Annotated in this window: 17 protein-coding genes; 10 read left to right on the top strand and 7 right to left on the bottom strand. The window is 63.2% G+C overall.

Annotated elements, in window-relative coordinates; translation table 11 throughout:
- Positions 1–36: 36 nt before the first annotated feature.
- Positions 37–861: a prephenate dehydratase domain-containing protein gene (locus tag R2823_01295; protein ID MEZ5174828.1), complete on the top strand. Its 825-nt coding sequence runs from the start codon at positions 37–39 to the stop codon at positions 859–861.
- A 74-nt stretch (positions 862–935) separates the two neighbouring features.
- Positions 936–1,817 carry a site-specific DNA-methyltransferase gene (locus R2823_01290; protein MEZ5174827.1) on the top strand — a complete coding sequence of 294 codons (882 nt, stop codon included), beginning with the start codon at positions 936–938 and terminating at the stop codon, positions 1,815–1,817.
- 78 nt (positions 1,818–1,895) lie between these two features.
- Here the strand turns inward: R2823_01290 and nhaA are convergent, their stop codons facing one another.
- The gene (gene nhaA / locus R2823_01285) at positions 1,896–3,305 is read right to left on the bottom strand and encodes a Na+/H+ antiporter NhaA (GenBank protein MEZ5174826.1); all 1,410 of its coding nucleotides are present in this window, start codon (positions 3,303–3,305) and stop codon (positions 1,896–1,898) included.
- Positions 3,306–3,391: 86 nt separating this feature from the next.
- Between nhaA and R2823_01280 the strand changes: the two genes are divergently transcribed.
- Genes R2823_01280 through R2823_01270 form a run of 3 tightly spaced genes read left to right on the top strand, consistent with a single transcriptional unit; the run spans position 3,392 to position 7,648 of the window.
- The gene (locus R2823_01280) at positions 3,392–4,321 is read left to right on the top strand and encodes a sodium:calcium antiporter (protein ID MEZ5174825.1); all 930 of its coding nucleotides are present in this window, start codon (positions 3,392–3,394) and stop codon (positions 4,319–4,321) included.
- On the top strand, positions 4,318–6,072 hold the full coding sequence (gene polX, locus R2823_01275; GenBank protein MEZ5174824.1) for a DNA polymerase/3'-5' exonuclease PolX: 1,755 nt from the start codon (positions 4,318–4,320) through the stop codon (positions 6,070–6,072). The genes R2823_01280 and polX overlap by 4 nt, the downstream gene beginning before the upstream one ends.
- Before the next feature lie 16 nt (positions 6,073–6,088).
- Positions 6,089–7,648: a molybdopterin-dependent oxidoreductase gene (locus R2823_01270; GenBank protein ID MEZ5174823.1), complete on the top strand. Its 1,560-nt coding sequence runs from the start codon at positions 6,089–6,091 to the stop codon at positions 7,646–7,648.
- Between the two features lie 57 nt (positions 7,649–7,705).
- Here the strand turns inward: R2823_01270 and R2823_01265 are convergent, their stop codons facing one another.
- On the bottom strand, positions 7,706–10,267 hold the full coding sequence (locus R2823_01265; protein ID MEZ5174822.1) for a penicillin acylase family protein: 2,562 nt from the start codon (positions 10,265–10,267) through the stop codon (positions 7,706–7,708).
- 45 nt (positions 10,268–10,312) lie between these two features.
- Here R2823_01265 and R2823_01260 point away from each other — a divergent pair, with 45 nt between their 5' ends.
- On the top strand, positions 10,313–10,801 hold the full coding sequence (locus R2823_01260) for a proteasome activator (protein ID MEZ5174821.1): 489 nt from the start codon (positions 10,313–10,315) through the stop codon (positions 10,799–10,801).
- Between the two features lie 9 nt (positions 10,802–10,810).
- Positions 10,811–11,662: a PAC2 family protein gene (locus R2823_01255; GenBank protein ID MEZ5174820.1), complete on the top strand. Its 852-nt coding sequence runs from the start codon at positions 10,811–10,813 to the stop codon at positions 11,660–11,662.
- On the opposite strand, the gene R2823_01250 is transcribed toward R2823_01255, so the two are convergent.
- Positions 11,663–12,265, bottom strand: coding sequence for an FHA domain-containing protein (locus R2823_01250; GenBank protein MEZ5174819.1), 603 nt, complete (start codon positions 12,263–12,265; stop codon positions 11,663–11,665). It lies immediately after the preceding gene.
- A gap of 129 nt (positions 12,266–12,394) precedes the next feature.
- On the opposite strand from R2823_01250, the gene R2823_01245 reads away from it, so the two are divergent.
- From R2823_01245 to R2823_01235, 3 genes are all read left to right on the top strand, one after another.
- Positions 12,395–13,045 (top strand): CBS domain-containing protein, encoded by a 651-nt coding sequence (locus tag R2823_01245; GenBank protein ID MEZ5174818.1) that lies wholly within the window; start codon positions 12,395–12,397, stop codon positions 13,043–13,045.
- Positions 13,046–13,269: 224 nt separating this feature from the next.
- Entirely contained in the window at positions 13,270–13,578 is a 309-nt protein-coding gene (locus tag R2823_01240; protein ID MEZ5174817.1) for a WhiB family transcriptional regulator, read from the top strand.
- A gap of 117 nt (positions 13,579–13,695) precedes the next feature.
- Positions 13,696–15,135, top strand: a complete 1,440-nt coding sequence (locus R2823_01235; protein ID MEZ5174816.1) for a fused MFS/spermidine synthase — start codon at positions 13,696–13,698, stop codon at positions 15,133–15,135.
- A 14-nt stretch (positions 15,136–15,149) separates the two neighbouring features.
- Here R2823_01235 and R2823_01230 read toward each other — a convergent pair whose 3' ends face one another.
- From R2823_01230 to R2823_01215, 4 genes are all read right to left on the bottom strand, one after another.
- On the bottom strand, positions 15,150–15,662 hold the full coding sequence (locus tag R2823_01230; protein ID MEZ5174815.1) for a peptidylprolyl isomerase: 513 nt from the start codon (positions 15,660–15,662) through the stop codon (positions 15,150–15,152).
- A gap of 49 nt (positions 15,663–15,711) precedes the next feature.
- Entirely contained in the window at positions 15,712–16,947 is a 1,236-nt protein-coding gene (locus R2823_01225; GenBank protein ID MEZ5174814.1) for a DEAD/DEAH box helicase, read from the bottom strand.
- A gap of 76 nt (positions 16,948–17,023) precedes the next feature.
- Complete coding sequence (locus R2823_01220; protein MEZ5174813.1) at positions 17,024–17,827, bottom strand: HAD family hydrolase; 804 nt, start codon at positions 17,825–17,827, stop codon at positions 17,024–17,026.
- Positions 17,824–19,593 (bottom strand): acyl-CoA dehydrogenase, encoded by a 1,770-nt coding sequence (locus R2823_01215; GenBank protein ID MEZ5174812.1) that lies wholly within the window; start codon positions 19,591–19,593, stop codon positions 17,824–17,826. The genes R2823_01220 and R2823_01215 overlap by 4 nt, the downstream gene beginning before the upstream one ends.
- Positions 19,594–19,792 lie beyond the last annotated feature (199 nt).

Raw genomic sequence — 19,792 nt, 5'->3', positions numbered from 1 at the left:
TGCGGATGGTGAACCTGCCATGTCTATTGTCCAACGATGCGCGTTGGATACCAGGGCGAGCCCCTCAGCTACAGCCACCAGGCCTCGACGGAGCTGTTCCCCGACGGGGAGCTGATTGGCTTCCGTACCTTCGCGTCCGCCTTTTCGGCGCTGGAGGCGGGAACGGTCGAGCGCCTCGTCGTCCCTGTCGAGAACTCCACGACCGGTTCGGTCCTTCCGGTACTCGATCGCCTTCCCGGCGATGACAGCCATGTCCGGTTCTCGATCCTCGCCGAGCACCTCGTCGAGGTGCGCCACACGCTCCACGGACTTCCCGGCGCGACCCTCAAGGAGATCCGTGAGGTTCGGAGCCATCCTCAGGCCCTTGCACAGGCTGAATACGCCTTGCTTGCTCTGGGTATGGACGCAGTACCGACCCATGACACCGCGGGGGCGGTACGCCAGGTGGCCGAAGGGGGTGATCCAACCATCGCGGCTCTCGCACCTCCACTGGCGGGAGTTGCCCATGGTCTGGTGGTCCTGAAGGAAGATGTGTTGGACAAGGCCCACAACACCACTCGGTTCGTGGTGATCCATGTCGGAGAACCCGAGGTCAGCGACGACGACGACAAGACCACGATCGTGGTCACCTTCGCCCACACGCCTGGGTCGCTCGCCCTTGTCCTGACCGAGCTCGGGCTGCGAGGGGCGAACCTCACCCGGATCGAGTCGCGGCCCTCCGGGGCTGCGTGGAACTACCGGTCGTTCATCGACCTCGTGCACGAGCCCGGCATCGAGGGCCTCCGCAGGGTGCTCGATCCCCCTCCCGCGAACGCCGCAACCATCCTCAACCTCGGCTCCTACAAGGCCGTCGTGTCGTAAAGCCGTACCCACGGGAACCCTGGGTACGCGTTGACGATGGCTTGCGGTGATAGGGTTCGCGGGCAGGAGGTCATGTGGCGACCAGCACGGCCAGTTTCGGGGCGGGGAAGCGCGAGGGACACGACGCGTCCGGGTTCTACGGGAGACGGATGGCGCGGCCCCCGGACGGTGGTGACATCGGCCCGCTCGTCGATCCGCCTGCCAGCATCGTCGATCGGTTGTTCTGCCAGTCGTCCGTCACCATGGAGCAGATCCCGGACAACTGCGTTGCGCTGATGGTGACATCGCCGCCCTACAACGTCGGAAAGGACTACGACGACGATCTCAACATCGACGAGTACCTCGACCTTCTTCGTCAGGTCTTCACGGAGACTTGGAGGGTGATCGAGCCGGGCGGAAGGGTGGCGGTGAACATCGCCAATCTCGGGAGAAAGCCCTACATTCCGCTCAACCACCATGTGGCATCGATCCTGACCGACATCGGTTTCGACTTGCGGGGCGAGATCATCTGGCAGAAGGCGAAGTCCGCAGGTGGGAGCTGTGCGTGGGGCTCGTGGATGTCGGCGAAGAACCCGACGCTGCGTGATGTCCACGAATACATCATCGTCGCCTCCAAGGGCTCGTTTGCCCGCGTACGGACCGGTGACGATTCGATCGACAAGGACGGATTCCTCGAAGCGACGATCTCCGTCTGGGACATCCTTCCGGAATCTGCTCGTCGGGTGGGGCACCCGGCCCCGTTCCCCGTGGAGCTTCCGAGCCGCCTGATCGAGCTGTACACCTTCGTCGGTGACCTCGTCCTCGACCCCTTCGTCGGATCCGGTTCCACGGCCGTTGCCGCCGTCGAAACCGGCCGCCACTACATCGGCTACGACCTGCAGCGGGATTATCTCGACCTCGCTGCCAAGCGCATCCGCGAAGCCTCGATCGGGCACAGGGGCATCCGAGCGCACTGATCCGCTCGGCGGACCCGACCAGCTTCACCGGGCCGTCCGGGAAGCGTGTCGGGCTGTCGATAGGCTGATCGAAGCGACTCAGCTCAGCTCTTCGACAAGGAGACCCGCCGCGGCGTCGTACTTTTCCTGCGCGGTGCGCATGGTTCGAAGGACGAAGAAGCCCAGAATCCCCGCGATGGCCGAACCGAGGAAGATTCCGAGTTTGGCTTCATCGGCGAGGATCTCCTCCGTGAAGGCGAGTTCGGTGACGAACAGCGACACCGTGAATCCGACGCCAGCGAGCAGTCCGAGGCCGGTGACGGTTTTGAGGCTCGTCCCGCGAGGGAGCTCACCGACACCGAACCGCAGGCCGAGCCACGACGCGATCGTGATGCCGACCGGTTTGCCGACCAGCAGGCCGACGGTCACCGCAAGAGCTACCGGACTGAAGACCTGTTCGAGCAGGCTCTGTTCGTGGCCGATGAAGCGGACGCCGGCATTGGCGAGCGCAAACAGCGGGACGATCACGAACGATGACCACGGGTGAAGGGCATGTTCGAGTCGGTCGAGGGGCGACACGGAGGCTTTCGCGACGGCGGCAAGCTCAAGGGCGTCCTGGTCAAGGCGTGCCTCCGCGTCCGGTGATGCTCGGTTGAGGTTCCATCGCTCGAGCACCGCAACGGCCTTCTGGCGGAACTCCTCGTCGGTGTACTTCGGCTTCACCGGCGTCATCAACCCGAGGGCGACCCCTGCGATCGTCGCATGCACCCCGGACTCCAGGAAGAAGTACCAGATGACGAAGGCGACGGGTACATAGAATAGCAGGCTGTGGATCCCCTGTCGCCTCGCGAGGTAGACGAAACAGAGAGCACCGATTCCCGCAAGGAGGTAGCCGACATGGAGTCCGTCGGTGTACGCGACCGCGATCACCATGATGGCACCGATATCGTCGACGATGGCAAGGGCGAGCAGGAACAGCTTCGCCCCGACCGGAACCCTCGATCCCAAAAGCGCGACGATGCCGACCGAAAAGGCGATGTCGGTCGCCATCGGGATCCCCCAGCCATGGACCGCGTGGGCCGCCCCTCCCCACACCACGATCGTGATGTAGATCGTTGCGGGAACGACCATCCCCCCGAGTGCCGCAAGCGCAGGAAGCGCGGCCTTTTTGCGTGAGTTGAGCTCACCTACGACGAGTTCGCGCTTGATCTCGAGACCGACAACGAAGAAGAACACGGCCATCAGTCCGTCGTTGATGAGATCCTTGATCGACTCGCTGAGGTGGACCGGACCGAGATCGAGCGAAATGTGATGGTTGATCAAAGCGAAATACGACTCGAACCACGGTGAGTTCGCCCAGATGACCGCAATCGCGGCGGCGGCAAGCAGCACCAGTCCACCGGCAGCCTCGACGCGGGTGAAGCGGAGAACGGGACGGATGAAGATGCTCGGAACGACGCGGCTCGACCCGAGCCAGGTCGAGTGGATCGTCTCGTTCTCGACGCTCATAGACGCAGCAGGCTAATGCCGCCAGCGCCCACACGGAGGACCGCACACCACGGCGGTACCATCGCTCGATCGTTGCCGGGAGCGCCATGTGGCTTGACATCGTGAGAATCAGCGTCGGTCTGGTGGTCCTCGTCGTTGCAGCCGATCGGCTTGTCCTCGCAGCAATCCGCATTGCAAGGGTGTACGAGGTGTCCGCGGTCGTGATCGGAGCGGTCATCGTCGGGTTCGGAACTTCGATTCCCGAGTTCGCCGTCTCAGCGATGGCGTCGGGCCAGGGCAACACGGAGCTCGCAATCTCGAATGTGACCGCGTCGAACATCACCAATGTGATGCTGGTGCTTGGCATCGCGGCCGTGATTGTTCCGCTCTCGAGCAGCCGTGCGATCATCAGGCGTGAGGGGTTTCTGATGCTCGCATCGGTGTCGGCGCTCGGGCTCCTTGTGCTCACGGGAACCATCACGAGGTTCGCGGGGCTGATCCTTGTCGGTGGTTTGGTCGCCGCAATCATTCTTCTCGTCAAGTGGTCGAAGGACGGGGAGGGTGTCAGCGCCGATATCGAGGACATCCCAGCATCCGACATCCGGCTCGGCGTCGAGGTGATCTACGGATCTGTCGGCCTCTTCGCGACCGTGATCGCCTCACAGGTCCTTCTCACCGGTGTCGAGAATGTTGGGGAGCAGGTTGGGCTGAGCGTCGTGTTCATGGGGCTGATCACCGGCGTTGGAACCTCGCTTCCGGAGTTGTCCGCATCGATCGCAGGAGCGAGGCGCCGCCAGACGGACCTGATCCTCGGCAATGTGCTCGGATCGAACACCTTCAACTCGCTCGGTGTCGCAGGCGTCGCTGCACTGATCGGACCGGGACCCATCAACGAGATCGGGCTGCCGATCGTGCTGCTCATGGTTGGATCGGCACTCGTCGTCGGCATCCTTGCATACACATGGCAGCGGATCAGCCGACTCGAAGGGTTCCTCCTTCTCGTCGCCTTCGTCGGGTATGTGGTGCTATCGACATGAAGCCGTCGAACGATGCGATCGTGGCGGCCCTCCGACAGCTCGTCGCCTACACGAAGCTCGAAGATGCCCAGAGTCAGTCGTTCAGGACGAGGGCCTACGAGAAGGCGATCGATGCCATCGACGGGACATCGAACGATCTCGCCGACATGACACTCACCCAACTCAAGGCCATTGACGGCATCGGCGACAGCACCGCACGCAAGATCGTCGAGTATGTCACCACCGGGAGTATCGCCAAGGTCGATCGGCTCAAGGAGGAGTTCCCCTCGACGATGCTCGATCTGCTGAAGATCCCGGGCCTCGGGCCCAAGACGGTCCTCACGATGCGCGAGCATCTCGACATTGTCGATATCGCTGGGCTCGAGGCGGCGATCGAGGGCAAGGCCCTGCGTTCGATTCCGGGTCTCGGATCGAAGATCGAGGAGAAGATCGCCGCGTCGATCAAGTTGCTCGGCATTCACTCCGATGAGACCCGGACCCCGATCTTCGATGCCATGCAGATCGCCGCGAGGGTTGTCAACGACCTGCAACGAGTCGATGGTGTCGATCGCGTCGAGTACGCGGGCAGCCTCCGGCGGCTGTCCGAAACGATCGGGGACATCGACATCCTTGTCCTTTCGACCGAACCTGCCCCCGTGGTCGGGGCGTTCACCACGCTGCCGGGAGTCACCGCTGTGATGGCATCGGGGGACACGAAGGCGAGTGTCGTGATCGATGACACCATCCAGGTCGACCTTCGCGTCGTGGACGCCGAAGTGTTCGGCGCCGCGTTGTTGTACTTCACCGGTTCCAAAGGACACAACATCGAGCTGCGCCAGCGGGCAATGGACAGGGAATGGACCCTCAACGAGTACGCCCTTTCGGTTGCAAGCGATGGACCGGTCGTGGCCTCCACGACCGAGGACGACATCTATGCCGCGCTCGGCCTTCCGTGGATCACCCCCGAGCTGCGAGAAGGAACCGGGGAGATTCAGGCTGCGGAGGACGGCCGACTCCCCGCACCGATCACGGTCGACATGCTGCGCGGCGATCTCCATGTGCACACCGACTGGTCGGGGGATGGGAGATCGAGCCTCAACGAGATGCTCACCGCAGCCGTCGAGCGGGGCCTCGAGTATGTGGCCGTCACGGATCACGGCGAGGATCTCGCGATCAATGGCCTGAGCAGGGATCGGGTCCTTGAGGAACGGGAAGCGATCGAGCAGGCACGAGACCGCTTTCCGAGCCTGACGATCCTCCACGGTGCCGAGTTGAACATCGGTCCGGACGGCACGGTCGACTACGACCCCGAGTTCCTCGAGATCTTCGAGTTCACCGTCGCCTCGATCCACTCGCACTTCGACCTCGACCCGGATCGCCAGACGGCGAGGCTCATCGAGGCGATCGGTAATCGAGCGGTCGATGTGATCGGCCACCCGAGTGGGCGAAAGATCGGGACTCGACCCGGAGTGCAGTTCGATATCGGAGCCGTTGCTTCCGAAGCGGCCGCGACGGGGACGGCACTCGAGATCAATTGCCACCTCCAGCGCCTCGACCTGTCGGCGAAGCACCTGCGTGAGGCACTGTCGGTTGATGGTCTGATGGTCGCGATCTCCACCGACGCGCATCGCGTCTCGGAGCTGAACAACATCAACTGGGGCGTGGCGCAGGCCAGAAAAGGGGGCGTCCCGATCGATCGCGTGCTCAACTCCTTACCAATCCGTGAACTCAGGGCGCGAATCGCCCGGAAACGGCATGGTTCCTCGTCCTGACCGGTTCAATGGACGCATGGAACGAACAGCGCTCGAACCCGTGTCACGCACCCGTTGGCGGGCAGGCTGGGCAGGTGCCGCAGGTGTCGCCGTTGCGCTCGGTGTCACGGAACTGCTTGCAGGCATCATCAGCGGAGTCCCGTCGGCGATGGCCGCGATCGGAGCGTTCATCATCGATGTGTCGCCAGGCTGGCTCGAGTCGTTCGCCATCAGCGTGTTCGGGACAGCAGACAAGCTCGTCCTCGGCATCGGGATCTTCGTCGTCGCCATTGCCATCGGCGCCATAGTCGGCAGGCGCTCCACCGACAGCCCTATCCCCATCACGCTCGGCTTCGTCATCTTCGGAGCTCTCGGCTACATCGCGCAGCTCAGCGAGGCGGGCGCTGCTCCAGTCGTATCGGCAGCCAGCACGCTGGTCGCCATCGGGGCAGGCCTCGGGACCTTCTTCGCCATCATCTCCTTGTCGGCACCGGTCGAGGATCCGAACACCGACAACGACGCGACCGACATCGGCCGAAGACGGCTCTTCATCGGGATCGCGGCCGCTGTTGTCGTTTCCGGTGTCGGAATCGGCATCGGGAGAGCCGTGTTGCGCTCGCGTGCTGAGGCTCAGCGGTCCGCCCTCGTGCTCCCGACACCCGTTGAGATCATGGCCGATCCGACCTCCGCTCACGACTTCGATCTTCCCGGCGTGTCCCCTGCCGTGGTCAGCAACACGACCTTTTATCGCATCGACACCGCCCTGATCGTCCCCACGGTCGATCCCAACGAGTGGTCGATGACCGTGCACGGGATGGTCGATCGAGAGGTCAGACTCGACTACCGCGAGCTTCTCGAGATGGACCAGGTAGAACGCTATGTGACCCTTTCGTGCGTTTCGAACGAGATCGGGGGCAGGCTCGTCGGAAACGCGTTGTGGACCGGTGTTCTGCTCCGAGACATCCTTGACATGGCGGGCGTCGACGACCGGGCCGACCAGGTCGTCGGGCGCTCGGTCGACGGGTTCACGGCCGGGTTTCCCACCGAGTACGCATTCGACCGACGCGATGCCATGGTTGCCGTGGGTATGAACCGTGAGGTGCTCCCCACCGCGCACGGGTTTCCTGCCCGTCTCGTGGTCCCGGGCCTCTACGGCTATGTCTCGGCGACCAAGTGGCTGACTGAGATCGAGTTGACGACCTGGGGTGCGTTCGATGGGTACTGGATCGACCGGGGATGGGCAAAGGAGGGCCCCATCAAGACGCAGTCGCGCATCGATCGTCCCAAACACCGGGACTCCGTGGTTGCGGGAGCTTTCACCTTGGGCGGGGTTGCGTGGGCCCCGAACATCGGGATCGAGCAGGTGGAGGTACGGATCGACGACGGGCCGTGGCAGGTGGCGGATCTCGCGGAATCGCTCAGCGACGCGTCGTGGCGGCTCTGGAAACTCGATGTCGACCTTCCCGCAGGGGAGCACCACGCCACCGTGCGGGCAACGGATCGGACGGGAACAACCCAAACCGAGATGGTCACGAGTCCGAAACCAGACGGGGCGACGGGTTGGCACCGGATCCGTTTCCAGGCAACCGAAGCCTGACATGGACTCCCGGCGCCCTGACCCGGATCCGCCACGGCCATGACGCGGGACACGCGTTCATCGAGGTGAAAGCACCATCCGTGCCTCGGCATCCTCGTCGATGTCGGCCCGATTCCACAGCATTGGCGCCGTGTCGCCGACGAGCCAAAGGGCGATCATGTCGTCGTAGTGCGGATGATCGGTATGTCCCGACTGGCCGGTGGTGTGGATCGCTGTCGACGCGCTCAGATCACTCAGGTCGATGAGCATCCGCATCGAGGGGAGCCAGTCCACGGCGTAGCCTTCCGTTGCCGTCCAACCGACCGCGTTGACGACCCCTTCGGATCCGCTCGCCGGGTACGGCCCCCGGTTGAAGCGATCCTCGATGATCCCGATACCAGAATCACCGAGCGACTGGTTCACGAATGTCATCGTGTGGAGGTCGCCCCAAGTCCACTCCCACGGGTTTCCGCGCAGCAGGCTGCTCAGCTCATCGAGGGCGGCACCGAACGCTGCCACAAGGATGGCGTCCCGGTCTTCGACGGCTCCGGTCGTCGGATCGTCCCAGAAGGGGTCGTCGGGGACGACGAGGAGGCCCCTCATCACCTCGAACCATCTGGCGTTTCCCTCCGGCAGCCAGTCGGAGGGCAGATCGCCGCGAAAGGTGAGATCGAGCAGGTTGCGCCAGAACCCGTTCCATACCGCCGCTCCCGCGCTTGTCGCCGTGTTGCGGAGATCCCAAGTGAAGAGTTCGTTGATCGCGGCGGTTGCCGTTTCGTCCGAGGGAGCGTCGGGTTCCACGACAAGGGCGTTCTCGAGGTAGGGAAGAATGAATGCGGCGTTGAGGTCGTAGCTGTCGAACTGGATGACGCGATGCCCCTCCGCATCGATGCCGAGGTTCGAAGCAACGAGATCGACAATCCGTCGGGCCCGATACCCGTCGTCGAAGTCCTTTGTGATCAGGAAGCCGTATGTATCGTCGACAACGGCATTGTTCGCAGTGACAATCCACCCCGACGGCGGGTTGTAGCTCGACGGCAACTCGTCGAACGGAACAAAACCGGTCCATTCGAAAGCATCGGTCCAACCCGGAACCGGAAGAGTTCCGTCGCCGGAGGCCCTTATGGGGACCTTGCCCGGCATCTGGTAACCGATGTTGCCCGCAACATCGGCGTAGATCATGTTCTGCGCCGGTACATCGAACAGCTCTGCCGCCGCGCGGAACTCATCGAAGCTGGACGCCGTGTTCAGTCCGAGGATCGGGCCTGCGATCGACGGGGACGGATCGAGCGCGGTCCAGCGCAACGCGATGGCGTACGGATCGGGCTTGAACGCCCCGGAGGCATCGAAGTCCTCGAGGGGCTCATAGGAATCCGAGATGATCGGCCCGTGTCGCGTCGACCTCACGACCTTGGTCGTGGGTTCACCCCCGGCAACCTCGATCGTCTCGGTCCGGATCTCCATGTCGACCCATGCGCCGTTGACCTCGTACTGATCGGGATTGTCAGGATTGATCTTCTCGATGTACAGGTCCTGGACATCGGGGCCCGTGTTGGTGAAGCCCCACGCGATGTTCGCGTTGTGGCCGATGATGACACCGGGCACTCCTGCGAACGAAAAACCCGCGACATCGAACGGGCAGTCAGGTGTGACGGCGTAACAATGCAACCCCACTTGGTACCAGATCGAAGGCATCTGTGCTCCCAGATGAGGGTCGTTCGCGAGGTACGGGAGGCCGGTCGGGGTGTGAGCACCGGCAACAACCCACGAGTTGGACCCGATGCCCGTCCCCTCGCCGCCGAGGGTGATCTGGTTGATCGCACGAATCGCCCGCGACGCGGCCGAAAGCGGGGAGCGCGCACCATCGGGGATCTGCGATTGGACCTGTACCCCCGTCGGCACCTCTTGGCCACGGGGCACGATGTAGGGGTGTCGATCACCCGGGTAGGGTGGAAAGAGCTGGTCGACACGGTCGCTGCTCAACACGCCGAGATACATGGCCCGCTCGATCTCGGCAGACTTGTTGCCTCCGAGATCCCACGCCATCACCTTGCCCCATGCAAGGGAGTCGGCGCCGTCCCACGGCTCCGGGTCATATTCATGGTTGAGCAGCTCCAAGATCGTGTATTCGAAGCTGAGATCGGCGGGTGATTGGGTCTCGAGATACGCGTTGACGCCCTGCGCGTAAGCGTCGAGAAGTGCCCGGATGGCTTCCGTCTCGGCCTCGTATTGGGCCGTGGCGAGCCGACCCCAGCCCATGTCGCGCAGGAACATATCAGTCTCGAGCTGCGACTCGCCGAACATCGAAGCGAGCTCACCGTGGGAGATGTGTCTCCAGAAGTCCATCTGGAAGAAGCGATCCTGAGCGTGGACATACCCTTGCGCGAGCATGAGATCGTGCGGCGTGCTTGCGTAGATGTGTGGTACCCCGAACGAGTCGCGGATGACCTCAACCGTGTCGGTCAACCCGGGAATCTCGACCGTACCGGTCGTTTGGGGGAATGCTCGATGTACGGAGTATTGGAGGAAGACGATCGCCGCGATGACCAGTCCCACCCCGAACGCCAACAGCGACCAGAGGATCCGACGGAGAACCCGGCGCTTCTTTCGGGGCGTTGCCTCGGTGCCGGTATCGGTCATGGCGGCATCGTACTCGCATGCCGGGTCGGGTCGTATGCTTCGCGTATGCCCGACGAACAAGAAGTCGCACAGGCAGTGAGGCCCGAGGTGGTCACCGCGGACGACAAGACGGCCTCGACGAACGAACATCAGACACCAAGCGTGACGGAGCCTTCGAAGCTGATCAGGATCGCTTCGATGACCCGCGCGATGCTCGACGAGGTGCGCGAGGCACCACTGGACGAAGCGGGGCGCGAACGGCTGCTGTCGATCTACGAGCGTTCCCTCGACGAACTCAAAGATGTCCTCTCCGCGGACCTCCGTGACGAACTCGACTCTGTGTTCATTCCCATGGGGGAAACAGCTCCGTCGGAAGCGGAGCTGCGGATCGCCCAGGCCCAGCTCGTTGGATGGCTCGAGGGGCTGTTCCACGGCATCCAGGCGTCACTGATCAGTCAGCAGATGGCAGCATCTGCGCAGCTTGACCGAATGCGGCGACGGCCAGCCATCGAGGCGAACCCTGGCCAAGACCAGGGTGGCGGTCTCTACTTGTAGGTCGATGCCATGACGCTTTTCACCGTTGTCAACAAGCCAGAAGTTCAAAACCCCGTCCTGATCATCGGTGTCACCGGCTGGGGCGATGCGGCGGCCGCAGCCAGCGACGCCGTGGACTGGCTCGCCGAGGATGGGACGATCGTCGCTCATTTCGATCCAGACAAGGTCTTCGACTACCGGTCGAACCGGCCGATCATCCGAACATCTGCCGGTGAACAGATGATCTTGTCATGGCCACGCCTTTCGATCATCCACACGGTCGTTGGGGGTGTCGATGTCCTGATGCTCGCAGGGAACGAGCCTGACTACCGCTGGCAGGGAATCGGGAAGCACCTCGTGGAGTTCGCCGAGCAGAACGATGTCGCCAAGGTCGTGACGGTCGGCTCGATACCGACCCCCGTCCGACATTCGATGCCGACCGCGGTCATCTCGACCGCCTCGGACTCGAGACTGCTCGTGGCTGGTGACGACATGCTGATCGACAATGTGATCGTTCCGGCATCGGCTGGGACGGCGTTTCGCGCGCTGCTCGAAGATGCCGGTTTCCCGACGGTCGGTTATTGGGCGCAAGTCCCCCAGTATGTGGCACGACCATACGCGCCAGCCGTCTATTCCCTCCTGTCCAAGATCGCGGCGCAGCTCGATGTCGATCTCGATCTCGATGACATCGAGTCGGAAGCCCATGAGCATGTGGCTCGCCTCGATGAACTCCTCGCGAAACGCTCCGATGCAAGGGAGCTCGTGGAGGGACTCGATGTCACCTTCGGTACGACAGCGCATGTTCCGATGGATCTGCCGACCGCAGACGAGATCGCGGCGGAGTTCACGAAGTTCCTCGAGTCCTCGGGCGAAGACGAGTGATCAGCTCCCGAGAATGCCGACAAACAGCGTCAGGACGCAGAGTGCTGCGGTGACGGCGATCATCGCCCACACCGACCAGGTGAGGCCCCTGATGGCGGCGATCTGGTCGCGGATCGCGTCGTGGAGGTCGGGGTCAGTCGCCGATTTCTGGCGCGGCGGGTCGGACGCGGCGACGACTGCTGCGCTCGCCGTCGGTGACGGCGCTGGCGCGGAATCGACAGCCGAACGGCGCGATGTTCGACTCGGTACGGCCGGTGGTGTGTCGGGAAGCATGAACGAATCGATCTCATCTGCGAGATCCTGAACGCTGTTGTCGATCGGCGTGAAGGTGATCGACTCACCGTCGGTGGGATGTCCGAGGAACAGCGTCATCGGTCCATCGATCGTGGTGACATGGATCCGCTGCCCGTCGACGAAGGTCCCGTTGCGTGAGTCTGCGTCTTCGACCTTCCAAGTGGATCCGTCGTACGAGACGGCGGCGTGCTGGCGAGAGATGCCCGGGCGGGCGATGCGGATCGACGAACCCTCACCCGAACCGATGAGGATCGACGAACCCTCATCCACGACGACATCGTTGCCTTGATAGCTGACCTTGAGCGACACTCTTGCTCCCGCTGGGATCTGACCGTGCGCATAGAGAGTAGCGAGGACCCGGTTCCACCATCGCCGATTCATGCGGCGGGTTTGCATCGGCACTACCCTTGCGCGGACCCGACGACAAGGATGTGCCAAGTGAAGGTGTCCGACATCATGACCACCGATGTTTCGACCATCGGGACCGAAGCCTCCCTCAAGGAAGCGGCAATGGTGATGGTGAACGCCGGGGTGAGCGGGTTGCCCGTGGTCGACGACGAGCGGCGTGTCGTTGGGATCATCACCGAAGCGGACTTCGTGTCCGCCGAAGCCGAACGGTCATGGGGCCACCAGAGAAGGCGCCTGCTCGCGAACCTGTTCGGAGAAGCAAAACGGACGGTTGCGTCGCAGGTGTCCGATGTCATGTCGGTTGCACCGCACACGATCGATCGCGAGTCTTCCGTGACGGAGGCTGCCCGGCGGATGACCGACCTGGGAGTCAAGCGCCTTCCGGTGGTCACTCCTGACGGAACCCTTGAAGGCATCGTGAGTAGGGCCGATGTCATGGGTGCGTTCGCGCGATCCGACGACGAGCTTCTGTTGGAGATCGAAGACGATGTGTTCGAACGCGTCATGCGTCTTGACCCCGGTTCGGTCAAGGCTGTGGTCGACGACGGCGTCGTGACCCTCACCGGCACGGTCGAAACGAGGTCCGAGGCACGGCTGCTCGAAGAGCTCGTGGTTCGTGTCGAAGGTGTCGTGAGCGTCGACGCTGCGGTGTCGTTCACCCACGACGACACGAAACGCTGACCCGCCGCAGCAGCGCCATCCAGCTGTTTCGCCTCCGCCCGCTCGACGGAGTGGCCGATTCGACGGCTTCCCGAGACACCTGGCGAAGGCGTCGGACCAAAGAGCCTCAGCGGCGTGCTCGGCACGAACTCGGTCCCGTCGATGCCTGTTCGCGAGAAATCCTGAAAGAACTGGGATAAAAAGCTGGAATTCGGGAATTATCCCTAGCACCATATGCGTTATAGGTGTTCGCGGAGACGAAAGGCGGCGCGGTGCTGACACTGAGCGATGTGATGTGGGAACCGAACATCGACTGGCGAAGGGACGCAGCGTGCGCCGGGGTCGAGAGCAGCATCTTCTTCCCTGACTCCGATAGTGAGGCGGCAACCGCCAAGGCAAAGGAGATCTGCAATGCGTGTCCGGTGAAGGACGCCTGCTTGCAGTACTCCCTCAGCACCAATCAGGCGGCAGGGGTCTGGGGTGGACTCGACGCCAACGAGCGCCGGAGACTCCGCCGCAGGCTGCGCGATCGGGAGCGGCGCAAGGCCTCCTGAAATCACCACGGAGGTGTCCGCTCCCGAGGCGGCGACCCACCCGGGACAGCACCCTCCCTCTCCTCGGAGTGGCATCGCGCCCGTTGGGGTACCGTTCGACCCCGGAGGATCCCCCGAGTGCGAGCCTGGCTCATCAACATCGTTGTCTTTGTTGCCGCTGCAGCGGTGCTCGTCCTCGAGATAGTCGCCGGGCGGATCCTCGCACCTTATGTCGGCGTGACCCTCGAGTCGTTCACCGCGATCATCGGGACGGTGCTCGCAGCAATAGCAGTCGGTGCGTGGGCGGGTGGGCGCCTCGCGGACCGAGGAGGGGCGGGTGCGGCACTCGGTCCGGTGCTCGCGATCGGGGGGATCCTTGCCGTCGTATCGCCATCGTTCGTCTACCTCGTTGGCGACGATCTTGTCGGCTCCTCCGGGGCCACGGCGGTAGTGCTCGCTGCCATCGGCTTCTTCGCTCCGGCAGCGGTACTGTCGATGGTGACGCCGCTTGCTGCGAAGGTGCAACTGACCAACCTCGACGATACGGGCTCGGTTGTCGGCTCACTGTCCGCGATCGGCACCGCCGGGGCGTTGTTCGGAACCTTCGTCACGGGATTTGTCCTCATCGCAGCACTGCCGTCGCGACCGATCACTTGGAGTGTCGCGGCGTGCCTGCTGCTCCTCGCGGTCGTGGTGGCGGCACCGTCGTCCCGCCGATGGGTCCTCGTCGGTGGAGTGGTGCTCGTGGTGTCGGTGATCGGGTCCGCCGCCATTGCAGGCCCCTGCGACACCGAATCCGCCTACTACTGCGTCAGGATCGTCCCTGACGAGACCCGCCCCACAGGGCGCACACTGATGCTCGACATCTCACATCATTCGTATGTCGATGTCGCGGACCCGACCTTTCTCGGGTTTCGATATGCGAGGCTGTTCGCGGCCATCATCGACGCCGAAATCCCGGGTACCCCGATCGATGCCCTCTTCATCGGGGGAGGTGGCTTCACCATCCCGCGATATCTCAAGGCAACACGCGGGGGAACCTCCACCGTCCTCGAGCTCGATCGGGGACTTGTCACGATCGCAGAGGAGCGTCTCGGGCTCGTTGGGGGTGACTGGCTCCGAATCGTCACCGGCGATGCCCGATTGACGATCCGACACGAAGAGTCCGACGCCTACGATGTGGTGGTCGGTGACGCCTTCTCGAGTCTGGCGGTGCCGTGGCATCTCACGACCAAGGAGTTTCTCGAGGAGGTCCGCGGGAAGCTCCGTGCCGGCGGCCTGTACATCATGAATGTCATCGACCGCCCACAGACGAGGTTCGTTCGTGCCGAACTCAAGACACTCGCCAAGGTCTTCGACCATGTCGCGGTCGCTGCCCCCGCGAGCTACCTGACCGGCCCCGACGCCGGGAACTTCGTCCTCGTTGGATCGACCGAGCCCCTCGATGCATTGACAACCGAAGGGAACCTCCCGGCCGGTGAGACGGTGCTCATCGACGACGCAGCGATCGAATGGGCGTCAGATGCCGTGATCCTCACCGACGAGTTCGCACCAACCGATCAGCTTCTCCGCGAATAGGCGGGTTCTAATGATCAGGACTCGGTGATGCTGATCGAGTCGATGGTGACGGGTGAGACCGGGCGATCCTGCATGCCCGTTGCTGCAGCGGCGATCTGGTCCACCACCTCGATACCGTCGGTCACCTGTCCGAAGATCGAATACTGGTTCGGGAGACCGTAGTCGGCATGCATGATGAAGAACTGGGATCCGTTGGTGTTCGGACCTGAATTGGCCATGGCGACGGTCCCACGCAGATACGACGACTTGGAATGGCCGAGCTCGTCGCGGAACCGGTAGCCCGGACCACCCCTGCCACTCCCCGTCGGGTCCCCGCCTTGGATCATGAATCCCCGGATGGTGCGGTGGAAGATCACGCCGTCGTAGAAGCCGTCCCTTGCGAGGAAGACGAAGTTGTTGACGGTCTGGGGCGCATCCTCGGCGTGGAGCTCGAACTCGATGTCACCCACCGAGGTGTGCAGCGTCGCCGTGTAGGTCGTGGCGAGGTCGATGGTGAGTTCGGGGGCGGCGTCGTATTGGTTGGCCATGTTCAGCTCCGGTCGATTGCTGCCCGAACCATAGGGTGGGAGCGCGAGATCAGAACCGGCGCCGTTTGCGGTTCTTGATCGACTTCGCCGTGAACGGCACTTCGTCCTCCGGAGGTTCCCACCCCGCAAGATCCTCAAGTCGTTCATCGTTCGAAAACATCTTGACGATCGGAACATTCAGCTCGGCGCGACGCTGGATTCCGAGTACCTCGTTCACTTGGTCCCACTCGACCAGCGTCACGACAAGGCCGGACTCGCCGGCACGAGCGGTCCGCCCGCTGCGGTGGAGGTAGGTCTTCGGATCATCGGGAGGGTCGTAGTGGACGACGACATCGACCCCGTCGATATGGAGTCCGCGGGCTGCGACATTGGTCGCGACGAGCACTCCGACCGAGCCCTCTGCGAACCGTTTCAGCGACTGCTCTCTCTTCCGCTGCGGGAGATCACCATGGATCGGGGCCACCGCGATGCCGAGCTCCTTGAGATCCCGCACGAGGCGATCCACGCCCGCCTTTGTTCTGGCGAATGCGAGGATCCGCTCGTTGTGACGGGAGAGCTCGGCGACGACTTTCGGTTTGTCCATGTAATGCACCTTCAAGAAACGGTGCTCCATGGTTTCAACCGTCTCGGTGTCAGACGCAACCTCGTGGCTGACCGGGGCCGTCATGTAACGGTCGATCAACTCAGCGACCTGGTGGTCGAGAGTCGCCGAAAAGAGGAAGGTCTGACGCTTGTCGGGGAGCTGGGCCATGATCCGGCGCACCTGAGGCATGAAACCCATGTCGGCCATCTGGTCGGCTTCATCGATGGTGACGATCGAGATATCCGACGGATCGAGTGCTTGCCGTTCCATGAGGTCGATCAAGCGGCCGGGAGTTGCGATCGCAAGCGATGCTCCTTCGGCGAGAGCATCAATCTGCGGTCCCATGGGGGCGCCACCGTACACGGTGACCGCCTTGTGGCCCTTCGCTTCGAGGAGGGGGGCGAGCGCACGCGTGACCTGGACCGCGAGTTCCCTCGTCGGTACGAGAACCAGTCCATGCGGGCGCTTGGGCTGTGCCTCCCCGATATGGGCGAGCATCGGGATGCCGAACGCCAGCGTCTTGCCCGAACCGGTCTTCGCCTTACCGGTGATGTCGCGGCCCTCGAGCGCATCCGGGATCGTCATGGCCTGTATGGGAAACGGATCGACGATCCCTCGCGAGGTGAGAACCTCGACCACCGCCGGATCGACTCCGAGAGCGGCGAACGAGGAGGTTTCGGTTTCGGTTGCGGTATCTGGCATCGAAAATGGGCGGATCGAGAGGTAGCCCCTTCCATCACGGTAACGGTCACGGAACGGTACCAATGCCGGAGCCGCGTCAGCGGCCCACGCGCAGGAACCTCCTTGGCGCGGCGAGCCTGCCATGCCGTCGGCCGAGACCGTAGGCGGTTGCTGCGGCAAGCGCGGCGCCGCTGAGGGCAGTCGTTCGCTTGATGACCTTCTTGCGGGTCCTTGAGAACTCGACGACCGGCCATCCGCGGTGCATCGCGATGGCCTCGAGCTCACGGTCCGGGTTGACGGCGACGGGATGGCCCACCACATCGAGCATTGGGAGATCCCCTGCCGAATCCGTGTACGCGTAGGATCGTGCAAGGTCGTATCCCTGTCGGGCGGCCATCCTCCTGATGGCATCCGCCTTGCCTTCGCCGTAGCAGAACGGTTCAGCGAGATTCCCGGTGTAGGTGCCGTCGACGATCTCTGAGACGGTTCCGATGCCACCCGTCATGCCCATCTCGTCTGCGAACCGGCCGACGATCTCAACCGGTGATGCAGACACGATGTAGGTGTCGCGACCTGCATCGTCGTGCAGATCGATGAGCCCCCGCGCTTCGCGGCGCACATCGTGGAGCAGCTTCGGAATGATCTCATCGGCGAGGTCCGTGAGAACCCCGACCTCCACGCCCTCGATTGCTTCGAGAATCCGTTTCTTGACGGTTTCGGTCTTGTCGTCCGATGCGCCAGCGAACTTGAACGCCACGGCGTTGGCCGCATCCTTGATGAGCTGCGGGGTTGGGACGAATCCGCGCCGATAGGCGACCCATCCGAACACGAAGACGGAGCTCCCGGCGATGATCGTTCGATCGAGATCGAAGAACGCGGCCGCCTTCGGTTCAACCTTCACCGCGGCGTACCGATGAGATCGTCGTCGATCGCAAACAGCAGGTCTTGCCCGGCGATGGCGGCCGCAGCAAGCGCATGGACCCTCCCCAACAGGTTCGTCGCATAGAAGCCCGCGGTCGACACCTTGGCAGCCATCCACGGATCTTCCGGCGCGTGTGGAGCTGCTGCGGCGGCTTCCTTGACGAGGTAGTAGCCGCCGCACAGCGTGCCGAACATCTCAAGATACGGGGTCGCGCCCGCGAGGCGATCGCCAGCGTCGTCGAGCCCGAGCATCGCGTCGGTTGTCTTACGCACCAGGGAGAGTGCATCAGCGAGGCGCTCGCGCATCTCGGCGAGCGATGGCAGGCTCGCAAGACGGTCATTGAGCGCCGCGATCTCGTCGAGGTAGCCGTGAACCACGGCACCGTTGTCGAGCGGCAGCTTGCGGGTGACCAGGTCGATCGCCTGGATGCCGTTCGTCCCCTCGTAGATCGGCGTGATGCGTGCGTCACGGTAGAACTGCGCAGCTCCGGACTCCTCGATGAAACCCATGCCGCCATGGACCTGGAGGCCGATCGAGGCGACCTCGACACCGCGGTCGGTGCACCATGCCTTCGCGATCGGTGTCAGGAGTGCGATGCGGTTCGCGGCGTCGGTCCGGTCTTGTTCCGACTCGGCATGCAACTTGCGATCTTCAGCTGCCGTTGCGTCGTACACGAGTGCCCGCATCGCTTCGGTGAGTGCCTTCATTGAAAGGAGCATCCGCCGCACATCGGCATGGGCGATGATCGGGCTCGGCTCCTGAGCACCCTCAATGGCTCCCTGCACACGATCCTTGGCGTACGCTGCTGCATGCTGATATGCCCTGTCGGCGATCGCGAGGCCTTCGAGCGCCACCTCAAGCCGGGCCTGGTTCATCATCGTGAACATATACCGCATACCTCGGTTCTCCTCACCGACGAGATAGCCGACCGCGTCGTTGAAGGAAAGGACACAGGTCGGTGAGGCATGGATGCCCAGCTTGTGCTCGATGGATACCGTTTCGACGGCATTGCGATCCCCGATGCTTCCGTCTGGATTCACGAGGAACTTGGGAACGATGAACATGGAGATGCCCCGTGTTCCCGCGGGGGCGTCGGGGGTCCTGGCGAGGACGAGGTGGACGATGTTGCCAGCGAGATCGTGGTCTCCCCATGTGATGAAGATCTTGGTGCCGTTGAGTCGCCATGTCCCGTCCCCGGCTGGCTCGGCTTTGGTGCGAAGCGCCCCGACATCGGATCCCGCCTCGGGCTCGGTGAGGACCATCGTTCCTGTCCAAGTGCAATCGATGAGGTTCTCGAGGTAGGTCGAACGCTGCGTGTCGGATCCGTGACGAGCGAGGAGTGAGATCGCGCTTCCTGTGAGCATCGGGGCAAGAGAGAACGCCGTGTTGGCCGCCGTCATCATCTCCGAAACGGCCGCACCCACGGCACGCGGGAAGCCGTGACCTCCGTATTCGACGGGCCCGGTGACCGCAGTCCAACCCGATTCGACGAGTTTGTCCCATACCGGCTTGAAAGCTCCGGGTGTCGTGACGGAACCGTTGTCGAATGTGGCTCCGGTCTCGTCCCCGATGCGGTTCGTCGGCGCGAACACCTCGCCGAAGAACCGTGCGGCCTCTTCCAGGAGGCTGTCGAGCATGTCAGGGTCGACATGGGAATAGGCGGGGAGGGCGGCAATGGAGTCGATGTCGACGATCGTGTCGAGCACGAACATCATGTCCCGTACGGGAGGGGAGTATTCGCTCATGGCCACATGATACCGCCGTGCCCCGATCGGCTACGAAGTGGCGGTTGCGCCGGAGTCCCCGGTTCTCATCACTTGTGCCACAGGTCAGTAGAGTCGCTCCTCCGGAAGGAGTCACCGATCGCCAGATACCCATTCGCATACCTCATCCCTGTTGCCCTCGTGGCGGCAGCATGTTCGGGTACGAGCTCGGGCGAGACCG

The sequence above is a fragment of the Acidimicrobiia bacterium genome (genome assembly GCA_041393965.1).
Classification (GTDB): Bacteria; Actinomycetota; Acidimicrobiia; order Spongiisociales; family UBA5794; genus UBA5794.
Note: the sequence above shows the minus strand (reverse complement) of the source record. Positions and strands in the feature narration are given on the sequence as shown.

Coding starts and splice junctions, on each gene's coding strand:
- R2823_01295 (MEZ5174828.1), top strand. CDS start 37: ATGCGCGTTGGATACCAGGGCGAGCCCCTCAGCTACAGCCACCAGGCC.
- R2823_01225 (MEZ5174814.1), bottom strand. CDS start 16,947: ATGCCAGATACCGCAACCGAAACCGAAACCTCCTCGTTCGCCGCTCTC.
- R2823_01260 (MEZ5174821.1), top strand. CDS start 10,313: ATGCCCGACGAACAAGAAGTCGCACAGGCAGTGAGGCCCGAGGTGGTC.
- polX (MEZ5174824.1), top strand. CDS start 4,318: ATGAAGCCGTCGAACGATGCGATCGTGGCGGCCCTCCGACAGCTCGTC.
- R2823_01255 (MEZ5174820.1), top strand. CDS start 10,811: ATGACGCTTTTCACCGTTGTCAACAAGCCAGAAGTTCAAAACCCCGTC.
- nhaA (MEZ5174826.1), bottom strand. CDS start 3,305: ATGAGCGTCGAGAACGAGACGATCCACTCGACCTGGCTCGGGTCGAGC.
- R2823_01230 (MEZ5174815.1), bottom strand. CDS start 15,662: ATGGCCAACCAATACGACGCCGCCCCCGAACTCACCATCGACCTCGCC.
- R2823_01215 (MEZ5174812.1), bottom strand. CDS start 19,593: ATGAGCGAATACTCCCCTCCCGTACGGGACATGATGTTCGTGCTCGAC.
- R2823_01270 (MEZ5174823.1), top strand. CDS start 6,089: ATGGAACGAACAGCGCTCGAACCCGTGTCACGCACCCGTTGGCGGGCA.
- R2823_01265 (MEZ5174822.1), bottom strand. CDS start 10,267: ATGACCGATACCGGCACCGAGGCAACGCCCCGAAAGAAGCGCCGGGTT.
- R2823_01280 (MEZ5174825.1), top strand. CDS start 3,392: ATGTGGCTTGACATCGTGAGAATCAGCGTCGGTCTGGTGGTCCTCGTC.